Here is a 19,107-nt window from a genome sequence, read left to right as displayed (position 1 = left end):
CCCACGGGCTACGACTATGCTGGACACGAATTCTCCTTGGTCGCGGACGCTCTTCTACCACTCCACTGTTCACGTAATTCGCGGGCAGTGGGATCATCGAAGTACTCAGCGGCTGCCATCAGCGTGCGTTGCAGGGAGATGTCGTCGCGCGCATCGTCTTGATCGTTGATGCTGCGCTTCAAAGCGCCGTACAGCACAGGCGCCTTCGCGCCGGCGCTGCGCGCGGTAGCGACCGCCGATTCGATCAACGCTTCGTGGTCTGTGGCAAGTTCGTCGACGAGGCCAATATCCAAGGCGTGCTGCGCATCAAAGAGTTCACCCGACAACACGATCCGCCGGGTGGCGCGGATACCGAGCATCCGGGATGCGCGCTGAAGGCCCTTGTCGGCGGGTAACAACCCATGATTGATCTCCGGAAAGCCGAACCGTGCCGAACCAACGGCCAGTACCGCGTCCGAGAAGAGCGCTATCTCCATGCCGCCACCGACACAGTGGCCGTTGATCGCACTGACCACCGGTCGAGGGTAGCCGTCGATGGCGACCAGCAGCGCATGGAACTCCCGCATGCGGGCGTCAATGGCGTCCGCCGGTACCCCTTCGAGTTCCTTGATGTCGCCACCAGCGCTGAAGAACCGCTCGCCCCGGCCGGTGAGCACGATCGGCGGTGCGTCTCGCCTCTCCGTGAGTTCGGCGAACAGCACGGCTAGGTCGTGGATGATTTGGCGGTTCAGCGCATTTGCGGGCGGCCTGTCTAACGTGACGACCAGCACGCCATCGCGGTCGGCGGCGCTGAGGGTGGCTGACTGGCCGGGCTGCAGTTCTGTCATGTGTCACCCGGCTGCGTTCGCCGGCCGAGGCCCTAGGACGGAGTGGGCTTCGCCCCGAGCAGATGGATACTCGGGCGGTCGGCCTTCGCGGAAGGCCTGCCGGGCCTCAAAATAGTCGGCGCTCGCGAAACCGATGACCTCCAGCGCGGCAGACAACTCGTGCTGGGGTAGAGCATTGGTGAGCCACCCGGTGTTCAGGGAACGCTTCGTCCAGCGAATCGCCTGTTGAGAACCTTGAGCTAGGTCGTCGGCGATGGACAGAGCGCGATCTAGCACCCTTTCCCTGGGCTCGGTGAGACTCACCAAGCCGATTCGTTCAGCCTCCAAGCCCGTCAAGCTCGCCGAAGTCAACTGGTAGTACTTCGTCTTGGCCATTCCGACGAGCAGTGGCCAGATGAGGGAGGAGTGGTCACCGGCGACCACACCGACGCGGGTATGACCGTCGCGAAGCAGGGCATCCTCCGCGGCCACGCTGATGTCCGCCAGCAGGGCCATCGACAACCCCCAGCCCACGGCGGGACCGTTGATTGCCGAGATGAGGGGTTTGTCCATGTTGAGGATGGCCGCGATCCGTCGGCGCTCCCACTCCATGAGTGCCACCGCTTCGTCCAGCGTCGGTTCCGGCTGGCGCACGTCCATACCCGTGCAGAAGCCACGACCGGCACCCGTGATGACGGCGACCCGCGTTTGGGGGTCTCGGTCGACGTCCACCCAGATGTCCGACAGATACTCGAACATCGGCATCGTCAAGGCGTTGAGCCGGTCGGGTTGGTTGATGGTGATGAGCAGAACCCCGTTTGGCCTGCGTTCGACCAACACTTCCTCCGGGTAACGACTGAAAAGGTCATTCTCGGCCAGCCTGCTCATCGCGCATCTCCTACTGTGGCGACCTGCATGGCTGAATTCCCTTGTGTAATCGTCTTTTCAAACGATTCAAGTTCCGCGTAGTGGGCAGGTCGCGCAGCACGGATGTCGGTCAGGACAGCATCGGCGGGGCGGACCACGGCCCGCGGGTTCTTGAACTTCGGGATGACGTACTTGCCGAACAGCTCGATGGATTTCATCAGTTCCCTGTGGGGAAGCCCATCGATTCGCATGACGATGGCATCCGCGCCCAGATCTACGAACCGCTGCACCTGCGCCACACAGTCGTCGGGATCTCCGACGATGAATCCCGAGGAGTCCTCGAACATGTATCGCTCATCGTCGAAGTCGATGTTCTTGACTGCGCCCATGTACTGGTAGTCGGCAGACAGCTTGGATAAGCGGTCGTACGCGTCTGTCGAGAGCCCGACGGTCTCCTTGAGATGCCGCGCCCACTTGAAGGCTTCGTCGCGGGTCTCGGCACAGTGCATTCCGCCGCCAACCGCGACGAGCTTCTCCGCTTGTAGCGGATAGGAGTGCGTCGCGCCATCGAGGGCGTCGTCATAGATGCGCAACATGCTCTCTAGGAAGTCAAAGCCGAGATAGAAGCCACCGACGATGGCTCCGATGCCCAACTCTGCCGCCTTCCGAACGGAGTCTGGGCTGCCGGCGGCCATAGAGATGGGTGGATACGGCAGTTGAATCCCCCTGGGGACCAGGCTGCGTGGCGGAATCTTGTAGTGCTCGCCGACGTATGAGAACACGTCATTGTGAAGCGCGCGGCGGATCACCTCCAAGCCTTCGATGAGCTGCGCCTTGTTCTCGGTTGGGTCGACCTCGAAGGCCCGCAACGCAAGTGTCGTGTTCCCCCGCCCGACCCCGAGTTCCACTCGACCGTTGGACAGGATGTCTTCAGTCGCCAACCGCTCCGCTACGCGAAGAGCGTGGTTGATCCGCGTGGGCAGGAGCGTGACCAGGTGGATGAACCGAATGCGCGTGGTCAGAGCCATGAGGTAGGGATAGATGACCTCTGGCGCGGAGGTCGTCGCTGTGCCGATTGCGACGTGCTGCTCGGATGTTCCGAATGCGTCAAATCCCACCTCCTCCGCGAGCAGGACTTCGTCCACGAGTTCCCGGTAGCGATGCTCGTGGGTATGCCCCGGAAGCGTCTCGCCTTCGCTCATGAATATGAATCGCATGGTCACACCACTTTCCACTAGGTGAATGCTCCCTAACCTAGAGGCGAATGGCATCGTTTGTCAACGCCCCCTTGCATCTCGAATCACCAGCGAAAGATCGCCAGTAGATTGGCCCTGGCCTGCACATATTGGCGTTTGGGCTGAGCTTGCACCGCCAAGCCGACGACCAAGGTACTACCGACGAGTGGTGAAAAACATTAATCGCGATTAATCTCGACGGGATGGCACACCCGGCTTCCGCAGGTCCAACTCCGCCGATGGGGACAGTCCTCGCCTCGGAGGCGACGACCGACGCTGGCTATCGTGGTTAGCCATGGCCACTAACCACCTGCCGCGCGAGTCCTCCGTAGGCACCTCACGCCGGGATCGACTGCTCGAAGTCGCCGCCGACCTGTTCTTGCGTCACTCCTATGACACGGTGACAGTGGAAATGGTCTGCGCGAAAGCCGGGATTTCCGGGCCTGGGCTCTACAACCACTTCGAGAACAAACAGGCCCTCCTCATCGCGGTGGTGGAGAGTCCCTTGGCGGCCCTCCATCGATTCGCCCGAGACACCGCAGAAGCGGAGCCGGATCCACACACCGCGCTCGAGATCTTGGTCGACTTCCATATCAGGAGCGTGGTGGGCACCGCTCCGACGACGCTCGTCTTCATGAAGAATGAACACGCCCTGCCGGAAACGGATCGGCGCCGCATCCGACGCGAGATGAATCTCTACGCTGAGGAATGGATCTCGATTGTCTCAGCATTGCGGCCCGACCTATCCGAACCGGAGATTCGACTGCTCACACAGGCGGTGTTCTCGATGCTCAACGCCGTGGCAACTCTCAACAAAGGCCTGGACCAGGAGTCCATCGTCAAGACGATGTCGACCGCGGCCATCAAAGCGCTCACCTCACCTCGCGAGGAATGATGCCCGGGAGGCCCGTATCCGAACGGTACGGTTTGGGCGGCATAGCGATTCATTGATTCACTCGGCGTGTGGAGCCGATGACCCTCATCGCATCGCCGGCCGAATAATCGATGTCCACCGAGACGAGCGGCCGGTGCCGCAGCTGTCCGTCAGGTGACGTGTGCGCGCACGTACCTGCCGTCGTCACTGACCCAGCCCCTGCTTCGGGCGTAGGCGATCATCGCCGTGAAATCGGCGTCCCACTCGGACGAGCGAGATCCGACAGCACGCATGCACTCCACATCGAGCATCACATGCGAGACCGTTTCGGCGGTTGGACTCGTCCCACTCGCCCGCTCCAGCGCCATAGGATCGCTGGACAGCCCATCGACCGATAAAGACGTCAGGTCATCGGAGTCGCGGGCGGCGAGTTTGGTTGACCCGTCCTCGGCGAGGTGCAGCGTGACGATCATCGTCGGCCTCCGTGATAGCGGTGGTGGGGTGCACCACTCTACCCGCGGCCACCCCACGGCGCCCCCACTGCCGACAATTCACTTGTGCGCCAACATGTTAACGAATCGGACCAACCGCCGTGCAGCCGCCTTGACTGACATCCAAGCCGACTAGATTAATAGGAATTAACATTGACGGCCCTCGGGCCGAGGGGGTGGCACCGCCCACCAAGCGGCTCCGGAATGGCGCCGAAAAGCCTCGTAACTCCCATACTAATAGCATGTTTGCATGGCCTAGGCCCTTGCGCACGCAACCCTCATCGCGCGTTTGATTGACAATACCAAGTTATCGTCCTACATTAATCGTGATTCATACCATGACGGAGGATGTGGCGATGCGGTCTGCCGTCTGACAAAGCCAAAGACACCGCAAGGGCGTACCACGAAGCGCCACCGGCGTTTCGGGTGCGCTGTGAGGAGTGACTGCTTCACGGTCGGTGTACGGATACATCGAGACGGACCTGTGATCCCCACTGACACGTGAGGCCGGCGACTTGCTGAATACCATCGATCGCACCGGGAAGGTGCTGAATCTCTTCACGGCAGAGACACCCGAGTGGGGTGTCACCGAGGTGGCGACAACACTGCGGGTGCCAAAGTCAACGACTTTCGACGTCATGGCCAGTCTCGCCGCGATTGGCCTGCTGCAGCGGACTTCAGAGGACCGATACCGACTCGGCTGGCGTGTTCTGCTCATCAGTCGCCGGCTGATGAGTTCCACTTGCTTCAACGCGCATACGCACCGCTGTGTGGCCGACCTGGCCAATCAGCTGTCGGCCATCGTCACCATCGGAGCGTGGGATGGCCAAGGAGTCGTCTGCATCGCCAATGCGTCAGCAAGTCGAGCCGAGCCAATTGTCGCTGACGGAACCCATATCTCAGACCACACATCGGCGCTCGGCAAGCTGCTCATGGCACAACTCCCCTGGCCGAAGGTACAAGAGCGTATCGACCGATACGGCCTTCCACATCTGACGGAGAACTCGGTATCCGACGTCAATGCCTTTCGTGCGCAGCTCATATCAGCGCGCCGTGACGGTGCCGCGACCGAACACGGCGAGACCTTTGTCGGACAGTCGTGTACTGCAGTGGGCATCTACCAGCGCGAACGCCAAGCGATTGCCGCGTTATCGATCAGCATGCCAACAGAGCGAATGCAGAATCGTGGCGAAGAGTGCCTTCGCATCGCCCGGCGGTCGGCGCGCATTCTGCTCCAGCAGGGCATTTCGCGGTAAGACCTTCGGGCCGCGTAACGGCCATGCCGGCCATCGTGCGCTGCTTTGGCGCACACCTTGATATGTGGGTAGGCAGCGCGCTAGCAGGGCATGGTCGCTCTCGCGGCACACAGCTTCGCGGTGTGAGTCGGTCGGGCAAACGACGTTGCCAATTCCTTCGGGGCCGTTGACCGCGTCACCGTGGCGACCAACGGCGGATTGTCGCTGCGCGCTGCGCTTTCGCTGGCCGCGTCGCTTTCATGGGTGGCGGACACTGCGCCCATCGCAATCGCGGCTCCCGCGCCCATCACGGCAGCCATCAACTTGAGACTTGGAAAGACGCGGCCAAAAACGTTGTTCCCCATGCCTTCTCCTATCGAATATGAACAGTCTGGCGATACCATCACCCCAACCCGGACGTGACTGCCGCCACACTGCACGCGAAACTTGTTGTGCGTCACTGGGCGTCCGACTATTTCGGATACAGATCGTGGGCACGCAACCTGGGATCGCCTCGCCGGCAACCAATCCCTCGACGGTCAGTCGGTACGGCAGTGACTGCGTCCAGAACACGACCGCGCCGATTGTGTTGCGCCAAAGTCATATTGGTTGATCATTCTGATCGTGTTCCAACGTCCTACACGGAAGGTCGGTGTGCAACGTGCGCAACCGTGACAACGGCGCTTGCTTCGAATGCGACGCCGTGATGCGCTTAGCAGTGCATTCTGCGATCTGGATGTGAGTTCTCCTGACCTTGACGGTCGGCACTCATCCGCGCGCTACGCCACCAGGGAGTCACCATGACCATTACTCATTCATTCGGACTCGCGCCGTCCACGCAGAGTCGACAGGAATCTCAGTCACTTGATGTCATCGCCGCTCGAGTCTTGTGGCTTTCGACGGCAATGATTCACCACGCCAACCGTGTCCGCCCCAATCCCAGCGGTCTAAAGGTGGGCGGACATCAAGCGTCGTCTGCCTCGATGGTGGCGATCATGACCTCGTTGTATTTCGAGCATCTTCGATCCTCCGACCGGGTCTCAGTGAAACCCCATGCGTCCCCGGTGCTGCATAGCATCAATTATCTGCTGGGGTCGCTTGACGAGCGGTATATGACGACGTTGCGGGAATTCGGTGGCCTGCAAAGTTATCCGAGCCGCTCCAAGGACCCCGATCCGGTGGACTATTCCACTGGATCAGTGGGAATTGGTGCCACAGCTCCCATTTGGGGTTCGGTTGCGCGCCGATACGTGGACACGGTGTACGGCAACGCCGGCACTGGTCGGCAGTACTCCTTGCTCGGGGACGCCGAACTCGACGAGGGTGCAGTGTGGGAAGCCATCCTGGATCCCTCAGTTCGGGAACTCGGCGAGATCGTGTGGATTGTCGATATGAACCGCCAGTCCCTCGACCGCGTGGTACCTCACATAGCGACCGATCGGCTGCACGACATGTTCGATGCGGCGGGCTGGCAGGTCATTACGGTCAGGTTCGGCAGACTCCTCGAAGGCCTTTTTGCCAAGCCTGGCGGAGAGCAGCTGCGCAGCAGGATTCTCAATATGCCGAACCCGGAGTATCAGCGTCTACTGCGGTGTACTGCCGAGCAGCTGCGCACGCGCCTGCCCGGGGATGGCGACGGCGCCGCGGCCATCGCCACCCTGATTGGAGACCTGGACGACGCGACTCTGCTCCGGGCCATCGGAAATCTCGGCGGCCATGACATGGAGACGCTGCGGGACGCGTACTCCCAGATCGATGACTCGCGCCCGACAGTGATCATCGCCTACACCGTCAAGGGCTACGGGTTGCCGATCCAAGGGCATCCGCAGAATCACTCGTCGCTGCTCAGCAACGAGCAGTTCACTGCGCTCGCGGCGATGCTCGACGAGGATCCCGAGCATCCTTTCCGGCGATTCGATGAGGACAGCCCGGCGGGCAGCCTATGCCGGCAGGCGGCCGAACGACTTCGCCGTGACGAGTTCACCGAGATCGTGCCGCCGCGGGTGCCTACCGACATCGGACGTACTCCCCCGGCAGTCTCCAACACCCAGAGCGCACTCGGACGCACGCTGCTCGACTTGACTCGAGACGCACCCGAAGTCGCGAAACGGGTCATTACCGTGAGCCCGGACGTGAGTTCGAGCACCAACCTCGCCGGGTGGCTCAACAAAGTTGGCGTTTGGTCGCCCACCGAGCGGCGCAACTGGTTCGACGACGACGACGAGACGATCATGCACTGGCGCGAACGCCCCACGGGGCAGCACATGGAACTCGGCATCGCAGAAGTAAACCTGGTCGGACTCATCAGCGAGCTGGGCGCAACCTGGAGCCGTTGGGGACAGCCGCTGTTCCCGATCGGAGTGCTCTACGACCCGTTCGTCGAACGCGCCCTCGAACCCTGGTCCTACGGCATCTACGCGGGCGGCCAATCGATCCTCGTCGGTACACCCGCCGGGGTCACATTGGCGGCCGAGGGCGGTGCGCACCAATCGATTAAGACACCGTCGATTGGACTCGAACAGCCCGGGTGCATCAGCTACGAGCCTGCGTTCGCCACAGAGGTCGAGTGGATCCTGCTGCACTGCATCAGCCAGTTGGGACGCTCCAACGGCACATCGTCGTACCTGCGTCTGTCCACCAGGCCGGTGCAGCAGGTACTGGCAGACGTGCCTGATGATCCCGCGGCCAGGGAACGCCGACGCCGCCATGTGCTGGCCGGTGCATACTCGCTTCGGCATTCGACCACGCCGGCGGTGTGCATCGTCACCATGGGAGCCATGGCAACCGAGGCAATCGAGGCCGCGGCCCGGCTCAGCGAGATAGGTGTGAGCGCCGAGGTGATATGTGTGACCAGCCCGGACCTGCTCTTCCGCGCTTTACAGGGGCGAGAAGGCTTAAGTGAGTCCCCCTCGTGGATCCTGGATCAGGTCTTTCCTGCTGAGCGGGCTGCGCCGATGGTCACTGTGCTCGACGGGCACCCCCACACGTTGGCGTTCCTGGCGACCATCAACCACGTCCGCTGTAAGTCACTGGGCGTCAGCATGTTCGGACAAGCGGGCGATCTCGATGCCGTGTACCGCTACCACGGCATCGACACCGACAGCATCGTGCGCGCCGCGCTCGATGTGGCCAAATGAGACGGAGTGACGATGAGCGAAACACGAGTGACCATTTCACTTCCCTCCCTGGGCGAGGACATCACCGAGGCCACCATCAGCCGGTGGCTCGTCAGCGTCGGTGATGACATCGATACTGACGAACCCCTGCTGGAGGTGGCCACCGACAAGGTCGACACCGAGATCCCGTCTCCGGTGGCAGGCACCGTTGTGGAGGTCCTCGTCGAAGAGGACGAAAGCGTCGAGGTGGGGGCCCGCCTGGCTGTCATCGCCGTGGCGGTGACGCCCAGCCAAACGCCGCCTGCCCCAACCGAGACCCCGTCCACGGCAGCACCATCTCCGGCAGTGGTGCCCTTGGCCCCACAGCCCTCCGGTCCTGACCGAATCGCACCCCCGACGCCGAGCACGGCGGCCGCCGCGATCATTCCCGCCCCAGGCACAGTCTCAGGCTCACCGCAACGGTTGCCGCGGATCCGGCAGATCATCGCGGCACGCATGCTCGAGTCCCTGCAGACATCAGCGCAATTGACCTCGGTAGTCGAGGTCGACGTCACCGCCATCGGTCGGCTCCGTGCAGCGAGCAAGTCGCAGTTCCTCGAGCGCACGGGGGTCAAGTTGTCATTCCTGCCGTTCTTCGCCAGGGCCCTGGTCGAAGCGCTCGCGGAGCACCCGGTGCTCAGTGCCACGGTGAATCCGGAGTGCACGGAGATCACCTACTTCGACGGCGTCGATCTTGGGATAGCCGTCGATAGCCCGAAAGGACTAATGGTGCCCGTCGTTCGTGGTGCCCACCAACTGGGCATCCCGGACCTTTCGGTCGAGATCGCGGCACTCGCAGATCAGGTTCGTGTCGGTTCGATCCCACCCGATGCTCTTGTCGGCGGAACCTTCACCTTGACCAATACCGGCAGCCGCGGAGCACTGTTCGACACCCCCATCCTCAACGCTCCCCAGTCGGGCATCCTCGGGACCGGTGCCGTCGTCGACCGCGTCGTTCCCCAGCGTGACGCGGACGGGAATCTCTCCATCGGGGTGCGCTCCATGGTGTATCTCGCGCTGACCTACGACCACCGCATCGTCGACGGCGCCGACGCAGCGCGATTCCTGACCACGATCAAGGATCGGCTCGAGTCCGGTTTCACCGCCGAGGAAGTGTTCGCCACCACTGCGACCCGTCCGTGAGCGACGCTCGCTCTGCGACTGCCGAGCTAGTCAGGCCGGCACCACGTCCGATGCCCGCGCTCCATTGAGTAGAGGCCGCCTGAAGGCGGACGCCATCCCGTCATTGTGAGAGTGCCCAGGGACACCGCGTGGCCGCGTCCCACGCGGTGCTGGGTCACTACCGGCACTGCACTGTGCCGGAGTTTTCAACCGTTGATCATGAACGGCCGTGAACTCCACTCCGCATCACGCAATTCGTTCTTGCGGATCTTTCCGGTTGAAGTCTTGGGAAGCTCGTTGACGAACTCGACTGAACGTGGTGCCTTAAACGACGCGAGACGCGACTTCACGTGTGCGATGACCTCGGTCTCGTGGAGCTGCGCTCCGCTGGCGGTGACCACGAACGCTTTTGGCCGTTCGCCCCACTTATCATCGGGTACGCCCACGACGGCAGCCTCGAGTATCTCCGGATGCGACAGAATGGCGTGCTCGACCTCGATTGTCGAGATGTTCTCTCCTCCTGAGATCACCACGTCCTTCGCCCGGTCGAGGAGTTGCACGTATCCGTCGGGATGCATGACGCCCAGGTCACCCGAGTGAAACCAGCCGCCCTCGGTTGCCTTCCGCGTACCGTCTTCGTCGCCGTAATATCCTTTCATCACGCTGTTGCCGCACATCACAATCTCGCCCATCTCTGCCCCATCGGCGGCGACATCAATCAACTCGCCCTCCGGTGAAAGCACGGGCCGCACGACCCGCAGACGATTGGCAGTGATCATGCCAACACCCTGGCGTGCCATGAGTTCCGCGTGGTGTTCGGTGTCGAGTTCGTTCCACTCGGGCTTGGGTTCGCAGATGGAATAGGGTCCGTAGGTTTCAGTGAGGCCGTAGACGTGGACGATCGACGCGCCGAGACCGCGGATTGCGGCAATGATGCTGGGGCTGGGGGGTGCGCCGCCGTTGGTTATGGTCAACGGTGCGGTGAGGAGATGGGCCTGCTCGGCGTTGGCGAGCATGGTCAGAACCGTCGGTGCTCCGTTGAGGTGCGAAATCTGATGCTCGTCGATCAACGACCACATGCTTTCGGCGCGCACCGCCCGAAGGCAGACGTGCGTACCGAGAGCGCCAGTGACCGCCCACGTCGTGCACCATCCGTTGCAATGGAACATCGGTAGAGTCCACAGATACTTGGTCTCCTGGCCAAATCCCGAATGGTGTATCCCGCCGAGCGCGCTGAGGTAGGCACCACGGTGGGAGTACATGACTCCTTTGGGACGGCCAGTAGTGCCGGATGTGTAGTTGATTGCCAGCGTCCGGGTCTCGTCGTCGATCTCCCACCGGAGGTCGCCTCCCCTGCCGCGGGTCAGGAGCGCGTCATAGCTGTGAAACTCGCTCGGTACCGTGAAGAGGCCATCCACGGCCGGTAGTTCGATCCAATCATCGATCGTGGCGAATTCGCATCCGGCGTCGCGGAGTGACCGCAGGAGTTCAATTTCGCCAACTATCATGCGCGCACCTGAATGCCCGCAGATGTACTCGACCTCGGCCGCTGACAAGCGCGTGTTGACCGTGACAAGCACACCGCGCGCCAGGGGGACTGCGTAATGAGCGATGAGCATCTCGGCGGAGTTGCTGGCCAGATAGGCGACTCGTTCGCCATCCGAGATACCGGTGGCGCGAAGCGCTTTCGCGAGAGCCTGCACTGCTGCGGCGAACTCACGGTAGCTCCATTGACGTTGGCCGTCGATGATCGCGATCTTGTCGGGCATGATCTCGACTGCACGCTCGAGGAAACGGAGGGGTGTCAAAGGAACATCAAGACCAGTCATGGATCCTCCAGTTGAAGCAACGCTTCCTGCCGAAGCGCTGAAATCGGTTTCTAGTAGAACGATTGGGCGGGGCCATCACGTTCTCAGGCGCCCCGGGCTCGCGCATGCTGAACGATGAGGGAGGTGACGGCCTCGAGGCATGCTGTCCCGATGGACTCGGACGCGCCTGCTGGATCACCCAGGACACCGTTGGGCGATACTGCAGCGATGCCCTCGCTGAAGGCGCGGGCGAGGAACTCCTCGTCAACAGTGCCCGAGTATCCGCGGGCACAGCGTTCGACGCGCACCTTATCCGGATGTAGCACGAGCATCACGGAGGTTTCCGCGATGTCTGCGTGCCCCCCGACGTTGCCGCCCAGGGAAGCCACGTCCTCGGCGGCCCGGCGCCATGCATCGAGGATCGCCTCACTGTCTGTAAAGACGATGACCGACAGTGGGGCCAACTTAGCCTTCAGACGCAACTCGAAGTCGCGCATGACGGGATGGTTTCCGATGTGGCCTGAGAACAGGACCAAACGCTCAAATCCGTAACCAGCGAGGTTTGCGCCGTAGTCTTCGCAGATGGCTTCAAGAGTCGACGCTCGAAGCGACAGTGTGCCAGGGAATCCGAGGTGATGCGGCGAGTATCCGACGCGGACGGTGGGCAGGACGAGCGCGCCACCGAGGTCTTTCGCAATCCGCACCGCGAGTTCGTCAGCGTGGTCGGCGTCCACGGATAGCGGCAGGTGACCACCGTGCTGCTCGACTGCGGCGAGGGGCAGGATCGCCGTGCGCGCTCCCCCTGCGATCGCCTCACCGATTTCGGCACTCGTCATGTACTCGACCCGAATCTCGTTCATTGCGGCACCTACTTGCGTTCTGTCCTGGCGAAGCGAGCTTGGCGGACGATCTCGTCCTGCTCGCCGGCGTCGTACATGTCGTCGACGAAATCGGCAAAGGAGGCAAGGATGTTGGAACGCCGGATGGTGGCCTTTGGCGTCAACTCCCCTGCCGCCGGTGACAGGGCACGCGGCAGGATCCGGTAGGTTTTCAGCTGTAGTGGGCGGGCGAGTTCGGAGTTGACCTCGTCGATCCAGCCGGATAGAGCATCGTCCCGTTCGTGCGGAGTCATCGCTCGCGCCACGTCGCTGACGCATAGCAGCACCGCGAGGTACTTCCGACCTTCGCCCACGACGATCGCCTCATCAATGAGCGGGCTCGCCTTTAGCCGTACCTCTATCGGCTGCGGGCTAACCATCTTGCCACCGCTGGTCTTGAGGACATCCTTCATACGCCCGATGATCTTCACCTCGCCGTCGCGGTTCAGCTCGACCAGATCGCCTGTCCGGTACCACCCGTCCTCCATGACGGAGGCTGTCGCCTCAGGATTGCGCCAGTAACCTTTGAACAAGCATGGGCTGCGCAGCTGTAGCTCTCCTTCAGCAGAGACACGGATGGCCCACCGGGGATCGGGCATGCACTTGCCGATGGTCCCTGGCGCCGGAAACGCACGGTCCCATTGGGCGAGCACGGAGCCACAAGTTTCAGTCGTACCGAAAAGCTCGCGAAGATCGAGGCCCCACATGTGCCAAAGCGCGGCCACGTCGGGGGTCATGCTTCCGGACGCAGTCCAGCTGACCTTGATGCGGTCGATGCCGACCGTCGCCCGCAATGGTAGGAACACGCTTTTCATGCAGAAGCCGTAAAGCGCGTTGAGGTGCTTCGGCACCTGACGCCCCCGCCAGCGTAGAACGCTGATCCTTCGGGCGACCCTCATTGCAATCGAATATGCAAAGCGGAAGGCTCTCCCAGACTCGGAAAGCGCCTGCAGCATTTCGCTGGCGAGCTTCTCGTGCATCCTCGGCGGCCATACGACAGCAGTTGGCCGCACCCCGATGAGCGCTTCGCGACGCTGATCCATGGTGCAGTACGTGACGACGAGCCTCGTCATTATCGGCGCGAAGACTCCGATCAGCGCCGGCGCGACGTGTGATAGTCCGAGGAATCCAACGAGATCGTGCCTAGTCCTGCCGATCTCGGGGTAGGACATGGCGAAAGCAAGCACCGAGTACTGGAGTGTGCGGTGTGTGTGCATCACACCCTTTGGGGCGCCCGTAGAGCCTGACGTATAAAACAGCGCAGCCAGCTGGTCGATGTCGCCGGCTTCGACAAGAACGGTAAACAACTCCGGCTCCGCCAGGGCTCGCGCCCTACCGACAGCACGCAATGACGCCCAATGCACCGCCTTCACGGTCGGAGGCAGGTCCGCTGGTTCGGTATCGAACCCGATGGTCGCACACAAGTGCGGCAGCCCGGGGGCGGCCGCTGCCACCTTGGCGATGTCAGACGCACTCTCGGCGAAAATAGCTGTTGCCCCGCTACTTTCGAGCGCTTGCTCAACCTCGGCGCCTGAGCTTGTGGGATAGACTCCAACAGGGACGCCGCCCATGCTCAGGATCGCGAGGGCCGCCACTACCCACTCCCGGCGGGTAGAGGACATGATGGCCACCCGGTCGCCCGGCGCCACCCCGAGATTATGGAGGCCCAGTGTGGTCTCCCGCACTTCGTCTAGGTACTCGCTCCAACTGGTCGGGCGGGCAGCACCACCCGCCCAACTGCAGAAAGCGACCGTGTCCGGCTCGCGCTCGGCGCGGTCGCACAACATCTGCGCGAAGGTGCGATGCACAGCCTCGAACCCTGACACGCTGTGCAACACGGGGATCCCGTCCTTGCCGCAACCAGGCGAACTCGTGGAAACAACTCTCTCCATCTCCATGGTCAGCCCAATTCCTCAGCCAGATCGCTAATCTCGACGCCCGTGTAGCGCTTGACTACCTGCCACTTCCCGTCGACCACCTGGTAAACACCGTAGTCGGGTGCTGCCGTGTTCGTCGAGCTGAAATCGACTGGGCCACTGGCACCTTGATAGTCGATCCTCTCATTCTTGGCCAATAGTTCAAGGCCTTCATCCAGGGAGAACACCGGCGTGCCACCGGAATCAGTCACGTTGTGAAGATTGTCGGCAATCGCTGTGCCTGTGGCCGCGCCACCGGCCGCCATCGCCAAGAGTCCCGAAACGATCGCATCGTAGGCCATCGCAGCCGTCGGCTGCTGAGCGATGGCCATGCCCTTCTCTTCGCCATACTCCTCGATCAACACATCACGCATCCCCGCGACGGCCGGTGAGTCTGCTGCGAAAGCGGACTGCCCGTAAGCACCTTCAAGGTATTGGGCACCGACCTCGTTGAGCAGCACGGGGTAGGTCAACTCAGCGATAAACGACCATTTGCCAGGAATTCCCAGCCGCGCCCACTCGCGCACGATCGGTATCGCGGGCTCGACGGAGCCGGCGAGGAACACCATATCGGGCTTGGGCTCAAAGGCACTGCGAACCTCCGGCAGGTAGGAGCTCTGCCCCCCGTTGTACGCCACCTTTGCCACCACCGTGCCACCAAGCTTCGTGTAGTAGTCCTCCAACCAGCTCGACGTGCTTCGCGCCGAGTCGGAGTTCTCGTAGAGTATCGACAGCGTCTTGAAACCGTTGTCCCAGATGTTCTTTGCGACCGCCAGCCCATCGAAGGTATCCGGGCCGATTGTACGAAAGGTATAGGGGTTGGCCTGGTCGTCGTACTCCACGATGCCCGCATACGGCGATGCGATAGCAACCTCGCTGCGTTCTGCCTGACTGAGCGTCGCCATGAACGTCGAGGAGGTCGGACCCACGATGAATTGCGCGTTGTCTTTGTTGATGAGCTTGGTGACTGCGCGGACTCCATCCTCGGCGTTGAACTTCTCGTCCTCGCTGACCACCTCGAACGTGATCCCGTTGATGCCGCCGCGTTCGTTGACATGGTTCACCACTGCTCGGGTGATCGAATCGACAGCCCCGCCGAAGACGGCCGCCTCGCCCGATAGCGGCGCGGCCACACCGATCACGGAGGTTCCGTCGGAGGCCCCTCCACCGTTGTTTCCGCAACCTGTGAGCACCGCCCCGGTCGCCATAACGACGCACGCAACTGCCACCTTGTGCGTTGTTGCTCTGAAAATTGTCATAGTTCAGATCTCCTAAATGGCATTTGCGTTGGGCTGGTGGATCTTTCCTTGCTGAAGCTGGGTGAGCCAGACCTGCAACTAGCTCTACGCGTGCGGGTGAGCATGCGTGGCACCTATGCCTGTGAGATTCGAGCGCCCAGGAACATCTCGGCGAAGCCTGGATCGGCGAGCAGTTGCGGCCCGTTTGCCTCGTGATGGACCTGGCCGGATTCCATGAGAAATACGCGTCCGCACAGCGGCAGGATTTGACTGGGATGCTCCTCAATGACCCATAGGACGCCGGTCCCGCTGCGTTCGATGACACAGATCTGCTCGATGAGCGAATCGACAATCTGGGGTGCTAGGCCGGTAGTCGGTTCGTCGAGGATCAAGAGCCTTGGCCGCATGAGCAGTGAGGAGGCGATCGCGAGCTGCTGGCGTTGCCCGCCTGAAAGCGTTCCAGCTCGCTGCTTCCGGCGCTCGGCTAGGATCGGGAACAGTTCCAAAACCTCAGCCATGCGATCATGAGGAAGTCGCATCGCGCGGGTCACAACTTCCAGATTGTCTTCGACTGAGAGTGCGCCAAAGACGTTTCGTAACTGAGGCGTATAGCCAAGTCCACCGCGGGCCCGCTCGCGAGGGGACATCCCGTCGAGTGTCTCTCCATTGAGTTTGACGCTCCCACTGCGCGCATCCACAACCCCGGCGATGGTCTGCACGAGGGTCGTCTTGCCGGCGCCATTAGGGCCGATGATGGCTGTGATGGCCCCTTCGTCAGCAGCAAGTGAAATACCACGGATGATGTTGTTTCGACCGTAGCCGCTGGTCAGGTTCTCGACGTCAAGCAGTGGCACGGCGGACTCCCAAATAGGTTTCGATCACTAGGGGGTCGCGGATGACCTCCGCCGGTGGACCGTTGGCGATGACATGACCGTCGTGCATGACGTACAGCGCATCGGAGATCGCATTGATGAAGGACATGTTGTGCTCGATGACGAGCACCGTCACGTCCTCGGCGTCGCGGAGTTGACGCACGGTCTTCGATAGACGGTGCTGATCGTCGGGGTTGAGCCCCGAGGAAGGTTCATCGAGCATCAACAGCGACGGTGGATCCATGAGCAGACGGGCGATCTGGAGCAGGCGCCCCTGGCCGATCGACAGATCCCCCGCCCGGGTGTTGGCCAGTTCGGCCAACCCCATGCGATCAAGCAGTTTCCATGCACGGTCGACCAACGCCTGTTCACTCGCTGACACCTTGCGCGGCGAGGTGAATAGCTGCGATAGTCGCTCGCCTGGCACCGTGCGCGCGGCGGTGAGCAGATTCTGCATGACCGACATGCCAGTGAAATCCGCTGTGTTCTGAAATGTGCGCTTCAGACCCATCCGCGCAAGTTGATATGTCGGAGCACCCGTGACGATGCGACCGTTGAACACCACTGTTCCAGCATCTGGCTTGAGGAAACCGGACACCGCGTTGAACAGCGTCGTCTTACCAGAGCCGTTTGGCCCGATGAGACCGGTGACTTTGCTCCGTCCAACCGCCATATTGACACCGTCGAGTGCTCGGAGCTGACCAAAACTCTTCACGATGCCCCGCACTTCGAGTAACGGATCTGCTGCGTCCATCACCGACCTCCTGCCGTAGAAGCGGCCAGCACAGCAGGTGCCACGAAGGCTGTGCCGGGCGACGGGTAGCTGGCCAGTCGGGGCTTAAAGAGGCCTCCCGGCCAGAAAAGCAGGATCACGATGAGGACCAAACCCTGTAGCGCGTCCTGAAGGCTGGCCATCAGCTCCGACGAAATGAAGCCCACCTGAACGTATGTGAGGCCTTCGCGCAGCCCCAGCAGAACGACCGCACCAAGGACCGCACCGGCATTGCTGCCCATTCCGCCGATGATCAGAGCAATGAAGACCGTGAACGTGATGTTCACGTTGAAGAATGCCGGAGTGAGGATCGACAGGTACCACACGTACATGACCCCGGCCAGGCCCATGAAGAACGCGGCAAAAACAAAGGCCTTGAGCTTCACGGCGTAGACGTTCACCCCCAGCGAACGTGCAACCGCTTCGTTTTGGTTGATTGCGAGCAGGCTTCGGCCGAACGCCGACCGCGTGACACGCCGGAAGAGCAGGAAGGTCACACCCAGGACGGCCACAACAATTGCTGCAATGAACAACCCCTGCGCTCGCCCCGGGATGAAATCAACGCTCGGCACCGGCGCGTCGAGTAGCCCGCGCGCTCCATTAGCGATCGCCGGCTGGTTGATGAACAGCTGACGAGTCATCTCGGCAAGCGCAAGCGCGACCACAGCGAGGTAGTCACCACCAACCCTCAGCAGGCCGCTTCCGACAATGAGTGCGAGCAGCGCTGATGCGAGACCACCGATGATTGCCCCAGACCACCACGGTAAGCCCAGTCCGAGAATATATGTGTATGAACCAGTTTGAGCCGGCATGACAGTCAGCGCGTAGGCGTAGGCTCCGACACCGAAAAACGCCGCGACACCGAAGTTCACCATCCCGCCAACGCCGAACTGGAGGTTCAACGCTAGGGCTGCGACGGCGTAGATCCCCATAAGAGTGATCAGTCCGCCAAGAATCAGCAGAGTACTCATGCGACACGCTCCTTCGGACCGCTGAAGAGGCCCTCAGGCCGAAAGAAGACGACCAATGCGATGACCGCGAACACCACCATCTGGGTGTATTCGGACGGGATGACGAGGGTTGCGAGACTTGATGTGAGACCAACCAGGACGGCTGCGAGCATCACGCCATAGATGCTGCCGAGTCCACCGATAATGGCCGCGGCGGAGATGATCAGCACCTGATCCCAGCCGAGCTCAGGGTAGATGCGTGCGGTAAAGGCAATGAGCGTTCCCGCCAGCGCAGCCAACGCGCTCGCGACCGCCCATGTGACGTACTGCAGATAGGAGGTGTTGACACCGCGAATCTGAGCCAGCTCCTGGTTGTTGGCCATCGCGCGCAATGCCCGGCCGCTGTAGGAGTTCGACAGCCAAAAGTGCAGTGCCACAACCACCAGAGTCGCGATGCCGATGACAGCGATCTGATCAACGCTGGCCACTGCGGTCTCACCGATGCGCAAGGTCTCTTGCAGAGGTACGTTGAGCGTCTTCACCCCGTACCCGGTGAACACCTCGACCATTGCGTGAATGAAGAACGCAAGACCGACTGATGCGATCATGGGGATATGGTGCGGACGTCCGCGCATCGGCCAGAAGATGAGCCGAGCCGATACAACGCCCGCCACCGTCGTGACCACGATCGCCGCGAGACAGGAGGCTACCCAGTGCATCCCCAGCAGCACATTGAAGCCGTACGCACTGAACCCGCTGAGGACGATGAGTTGGGGATGCGCGATATTGAGGAAGCCCTCCACCCGGCGCACGAGTTCGAAGCCCACCGTGGCCAGCAACAGAACCGCACCGCTGACCAAGCCAGCAGCAACGACGACTAGCACGAAT

The 19,107-nt window shown here is 61.8% G+C and carries 17 protein-coding genes; 4 read left to right on the top strand and 13 right to left on the bottom strand.

What is annotated here, in order from left to right:
* Positions 1–14: 14 nt before the first annotated feature.
* Genes ABIA65_RS17635 through ABIA65_RS17625 form a run of 3 tightly spaced genes read right to left on the bottom strand, consistent with a single transcriptional unit; the run spans position 15 to position 2,944 of the window.
* Positions 15–827, bottom strand: coding sequence for an enoyl-CoA hydratase/isomerase family protein (locus ABIA65_RS17635; RefSeq protein WP_241400294.1), 813 nt, complete (start codon positions 825–827; stop codon positions 15–17).
* 3 nt (positions 828–830) lie between these two features.
* A complete protein-coding gene (locus ABIA65_RS17630; RefSeq protein ID WP_241400295.1) occupies positions 831–1,694 on the bottom strand; it encodes an enoyl-CoA hydratase-related protein in 864 nt (287 codons plus the stop codon).
* Positions 1,691–2,944: an LLM class flavin-dependent oxidoreductase gene (locus ABIA65_RS17625; RefSeq protein ID WP_354524367.1), complete on the bottom strand. Its 1,254-nt coding sequence runs from the start codon at positions 2,942–2,944 to the stop codon at positions 1,691–1,693. Before ABIA65_RS17625 ends, ABIA65_RS17630 begins: the two co-directional genes overlap by 4 nt.
* Before the next feature lie 259 nt (positions 2,945–3,203).
* On the opposite strand from ABIA65_RS17625, the gene ABIA65_RS17620 reads away from it, so the two are divergent.
* Positions 3,204–3,803, top strand: a complete 600-nt coding sequence (locus ABIA65_RS17620) for a TetR/AcrR family transcriptional regulator (protein ID WP_354524366.1) — start codon at positions 3,204–3,206, stop codon at positions 3,801–3,803.
* A gap of 149 nt (positions 3,804–3,952) precedes the next feature.
* Here the strand turns inward: ABIA65_RS17620 and ABIA65_RS17615 are convergent, their stop codons facing one another.
* On the bottom strand, positions 3,953–4,255 hold the full coding sequence (locus ABIA65_RS17615; protein WP_241400298.1) for a hypothetical protein: 303 nt from the start codon (positions 4,253–4,255) through the stop codon (positions 3,953–3,955).
* 533 nt (positions 4,256–4,788) lie between these two features.
* Between ABIA65_RS17615 and ABIA65_RS17610 the strand changes: the two genes are divergently transcribed.
* On the top strand, positions 4,789–5,529 hold the full coding sequence (locus ABIA65_RS17610; RefSeq protein WP_354524365.1) for an IclR family transcriptional regulator: 741 nt from the start codon (positions 4,789–4,791) through the stop codon (positions 5,527–5,529).
* Positions 5,530–5,609: 80 nt separating this feature from the next.
* On the opposite strand, the gene ABIA65_RS17605 is transcribed toward ABIA65_RS17610, so the two are convergent.
* The gene (locus ABIA65_RS17605; RefSeq protein ID WP_241400300.1) at positions 5,610–5,873 is read right to left on the bottom strand and encodes a hypothetical protein; all 264 of its coding nucleotides are present in this window, start codon (positions 5,871–5,873) and stop codon (positions 5,610–5,612) included.
* Positions 5,874–6,308: 435 nt separating this feature from the next.
* Here ABIA65_RS17605 and ABIA65_RS17600 point away from each other — a divergent pair, with 435 nt between their 5' ends.
* Together ABIA65_RS17600 and ABIA65_RS17595 are read left to right on the top strand one after the other, a co-directional pair.
* Positions 6,309–8,645, top strand: coding sequence for a thiamine pyrophosphate-binding protein (locus ABIA65_RS17600; RefSeq protein WP_354524364.1), 2,337 nt, complete (start codon positions 6,309–6,311; stop codon positions 8,643–8,645).
* 12 nt (positions 8,646–8,657) lie between these two features.
* Positions 8,658–9,806, top strand: a complete 1,149-nt coding sequence (locus ABIA65_RS17595) for a 2-oxo acid dehydrogenase subunit E2 (RefSeq protein ID WP_354524363.1) — start codon at positions 8,658–8,660, stop codon at positions 9,804–9,806.
* A 185-nt stretch (positions 9,807–9,991) separates the two neighbouring features.
* On the opposite strand, the gene ABIA65_RS17590 is transcribed toward ABIA65_RS17595, so the two are convergent.
* The 8 genes from ABIA65_RS17590 to ABIA65_RS17555 all read right to left on the bottom strand — a co-directional run bounded on the left by ABIA65_RS17590 (position 9,992) and on the right by ABIA65_RS17555 (position 19,103).
* Complete coding sequence (locus ABIA65_RS17590; protein WP_354524362.1) at positions 9,992–11,614, bottom strand: AMP-binding protein; 1,623 nt, start codon at positions 11,612–11,614, stop codon at positions 9,992–9,994.
* Between the two features lie 83 nt (positions 11,615–11,697).
* The gene (locus tag ABIA65_RS17585; protein WP_354524361.1) at positions 11,698–12,453 is read right to left on the bottom strand and encodes a creatininase family protein; all 756 of its coding nucleotides are present in this window, start codon (positions 12,451–12,453) and stop codon (positions 11,698–11,700) included.
* 8 nt (positions 12,454–12,461) lie between these two features.
* Positions 12,462–14,279: an AMP-dependent synthetase/ligase gene (locus ABIA65_RS17580; RefSeq protein ID WP_354524360.1), complete on the bottom strand. Its 1,818-nt coding sequence runs from the start codon at positions 14,277–14,279 to the stop codon at positions 12,462–12,464.
* A gap of 92 nt (positions 14,280–14,371) precedes the next feature.
* On the bottom strand, positions 14,372–15,529 hold the full coding sequence (locus tag ABIA65_RS17575; protein ID WP_241400306.1) for an ABC transporter substrate-binding protein: 1,158 nt from the start codon (positions 15,527–15,529) through the stop codon (positions 14,372–14,374).
* A gap of 230 nt (positions 15,530–15,759) precedes the next feature.
* Positions 15,760–16,479 carry an ABC transporter ATP-binding protein gene (locus ABIA65_RS17570; RefSeq protein ID WP_354524359.1) on the bottom strand — a complete coding sequence of 240 codons (720 nt, stop codon included), beginning with the start codon at positions 16,477–16,479 and terminating at the stop codon, positions 15,760–15,762.
* Positions 16,466–17,251: an ABC transporter ATP-binding protein gene (locus ABIA65_RS17565; RefSeq protein WP_354524358.1), complete on the bottom strand. Its 786-nt coding sequence runs from the start codon at positions 17,249–17,251 to the stop codon at positions 16,466–16,468. The genes ABIA65_RS17570 and ABIA65_RS17565 overlap by 14 nt, the downstream gene beginning before the upstream one ends.
* Positions 17,251–18,240: a branched-chain amino acid ABC transporter permease gene (locus tag ABIA65_RS17560; RefSeq protein ID WP_354524357.1), complete on the bottom strand. Its 990-nt coding sequence runs from the start codon at positions 18,238–18,240 to the stop codon at positions 17,251–17,253. Before ABIA65_RS17560 ends, ABIA65_RS17565 begins: the two co-directional genes overlap by 1 nt.
* Positions 18,237–19,103: a branched-chain amino acid ABC transporter permease gene (locus ABIA65_RS17555; RefSeq protein ID WP_241400310.1), complete on the bottom strand. Its 867-nt coding sequence runs from the start codon at positions 19,101–19,103 to the stop codon at positions 18,237–18,239. The genes ABIA65_RS17560 and ABIA65_RS17555 overlap by 4 nt, the downstream gene beginning before the upstream one ends.
* Positions 19,104–19,107: the final 4 nt, after the last annotated feature.

This window comes from Mycolicibacterium sp. 624, from assembly GCF_040548615.1.
In the GTDB taxonomy this organism is placed as follows: domain Bacteria; phylum Actinomycetota; class Actinomycetes; order Mycobacteriales; family Mycobacteriaceae; genus Mycobacterium.
Note: the sequence above shows the minus strand (reverse complement) of the source record. Positions and strands in the feature narration are given on the sequence as shown.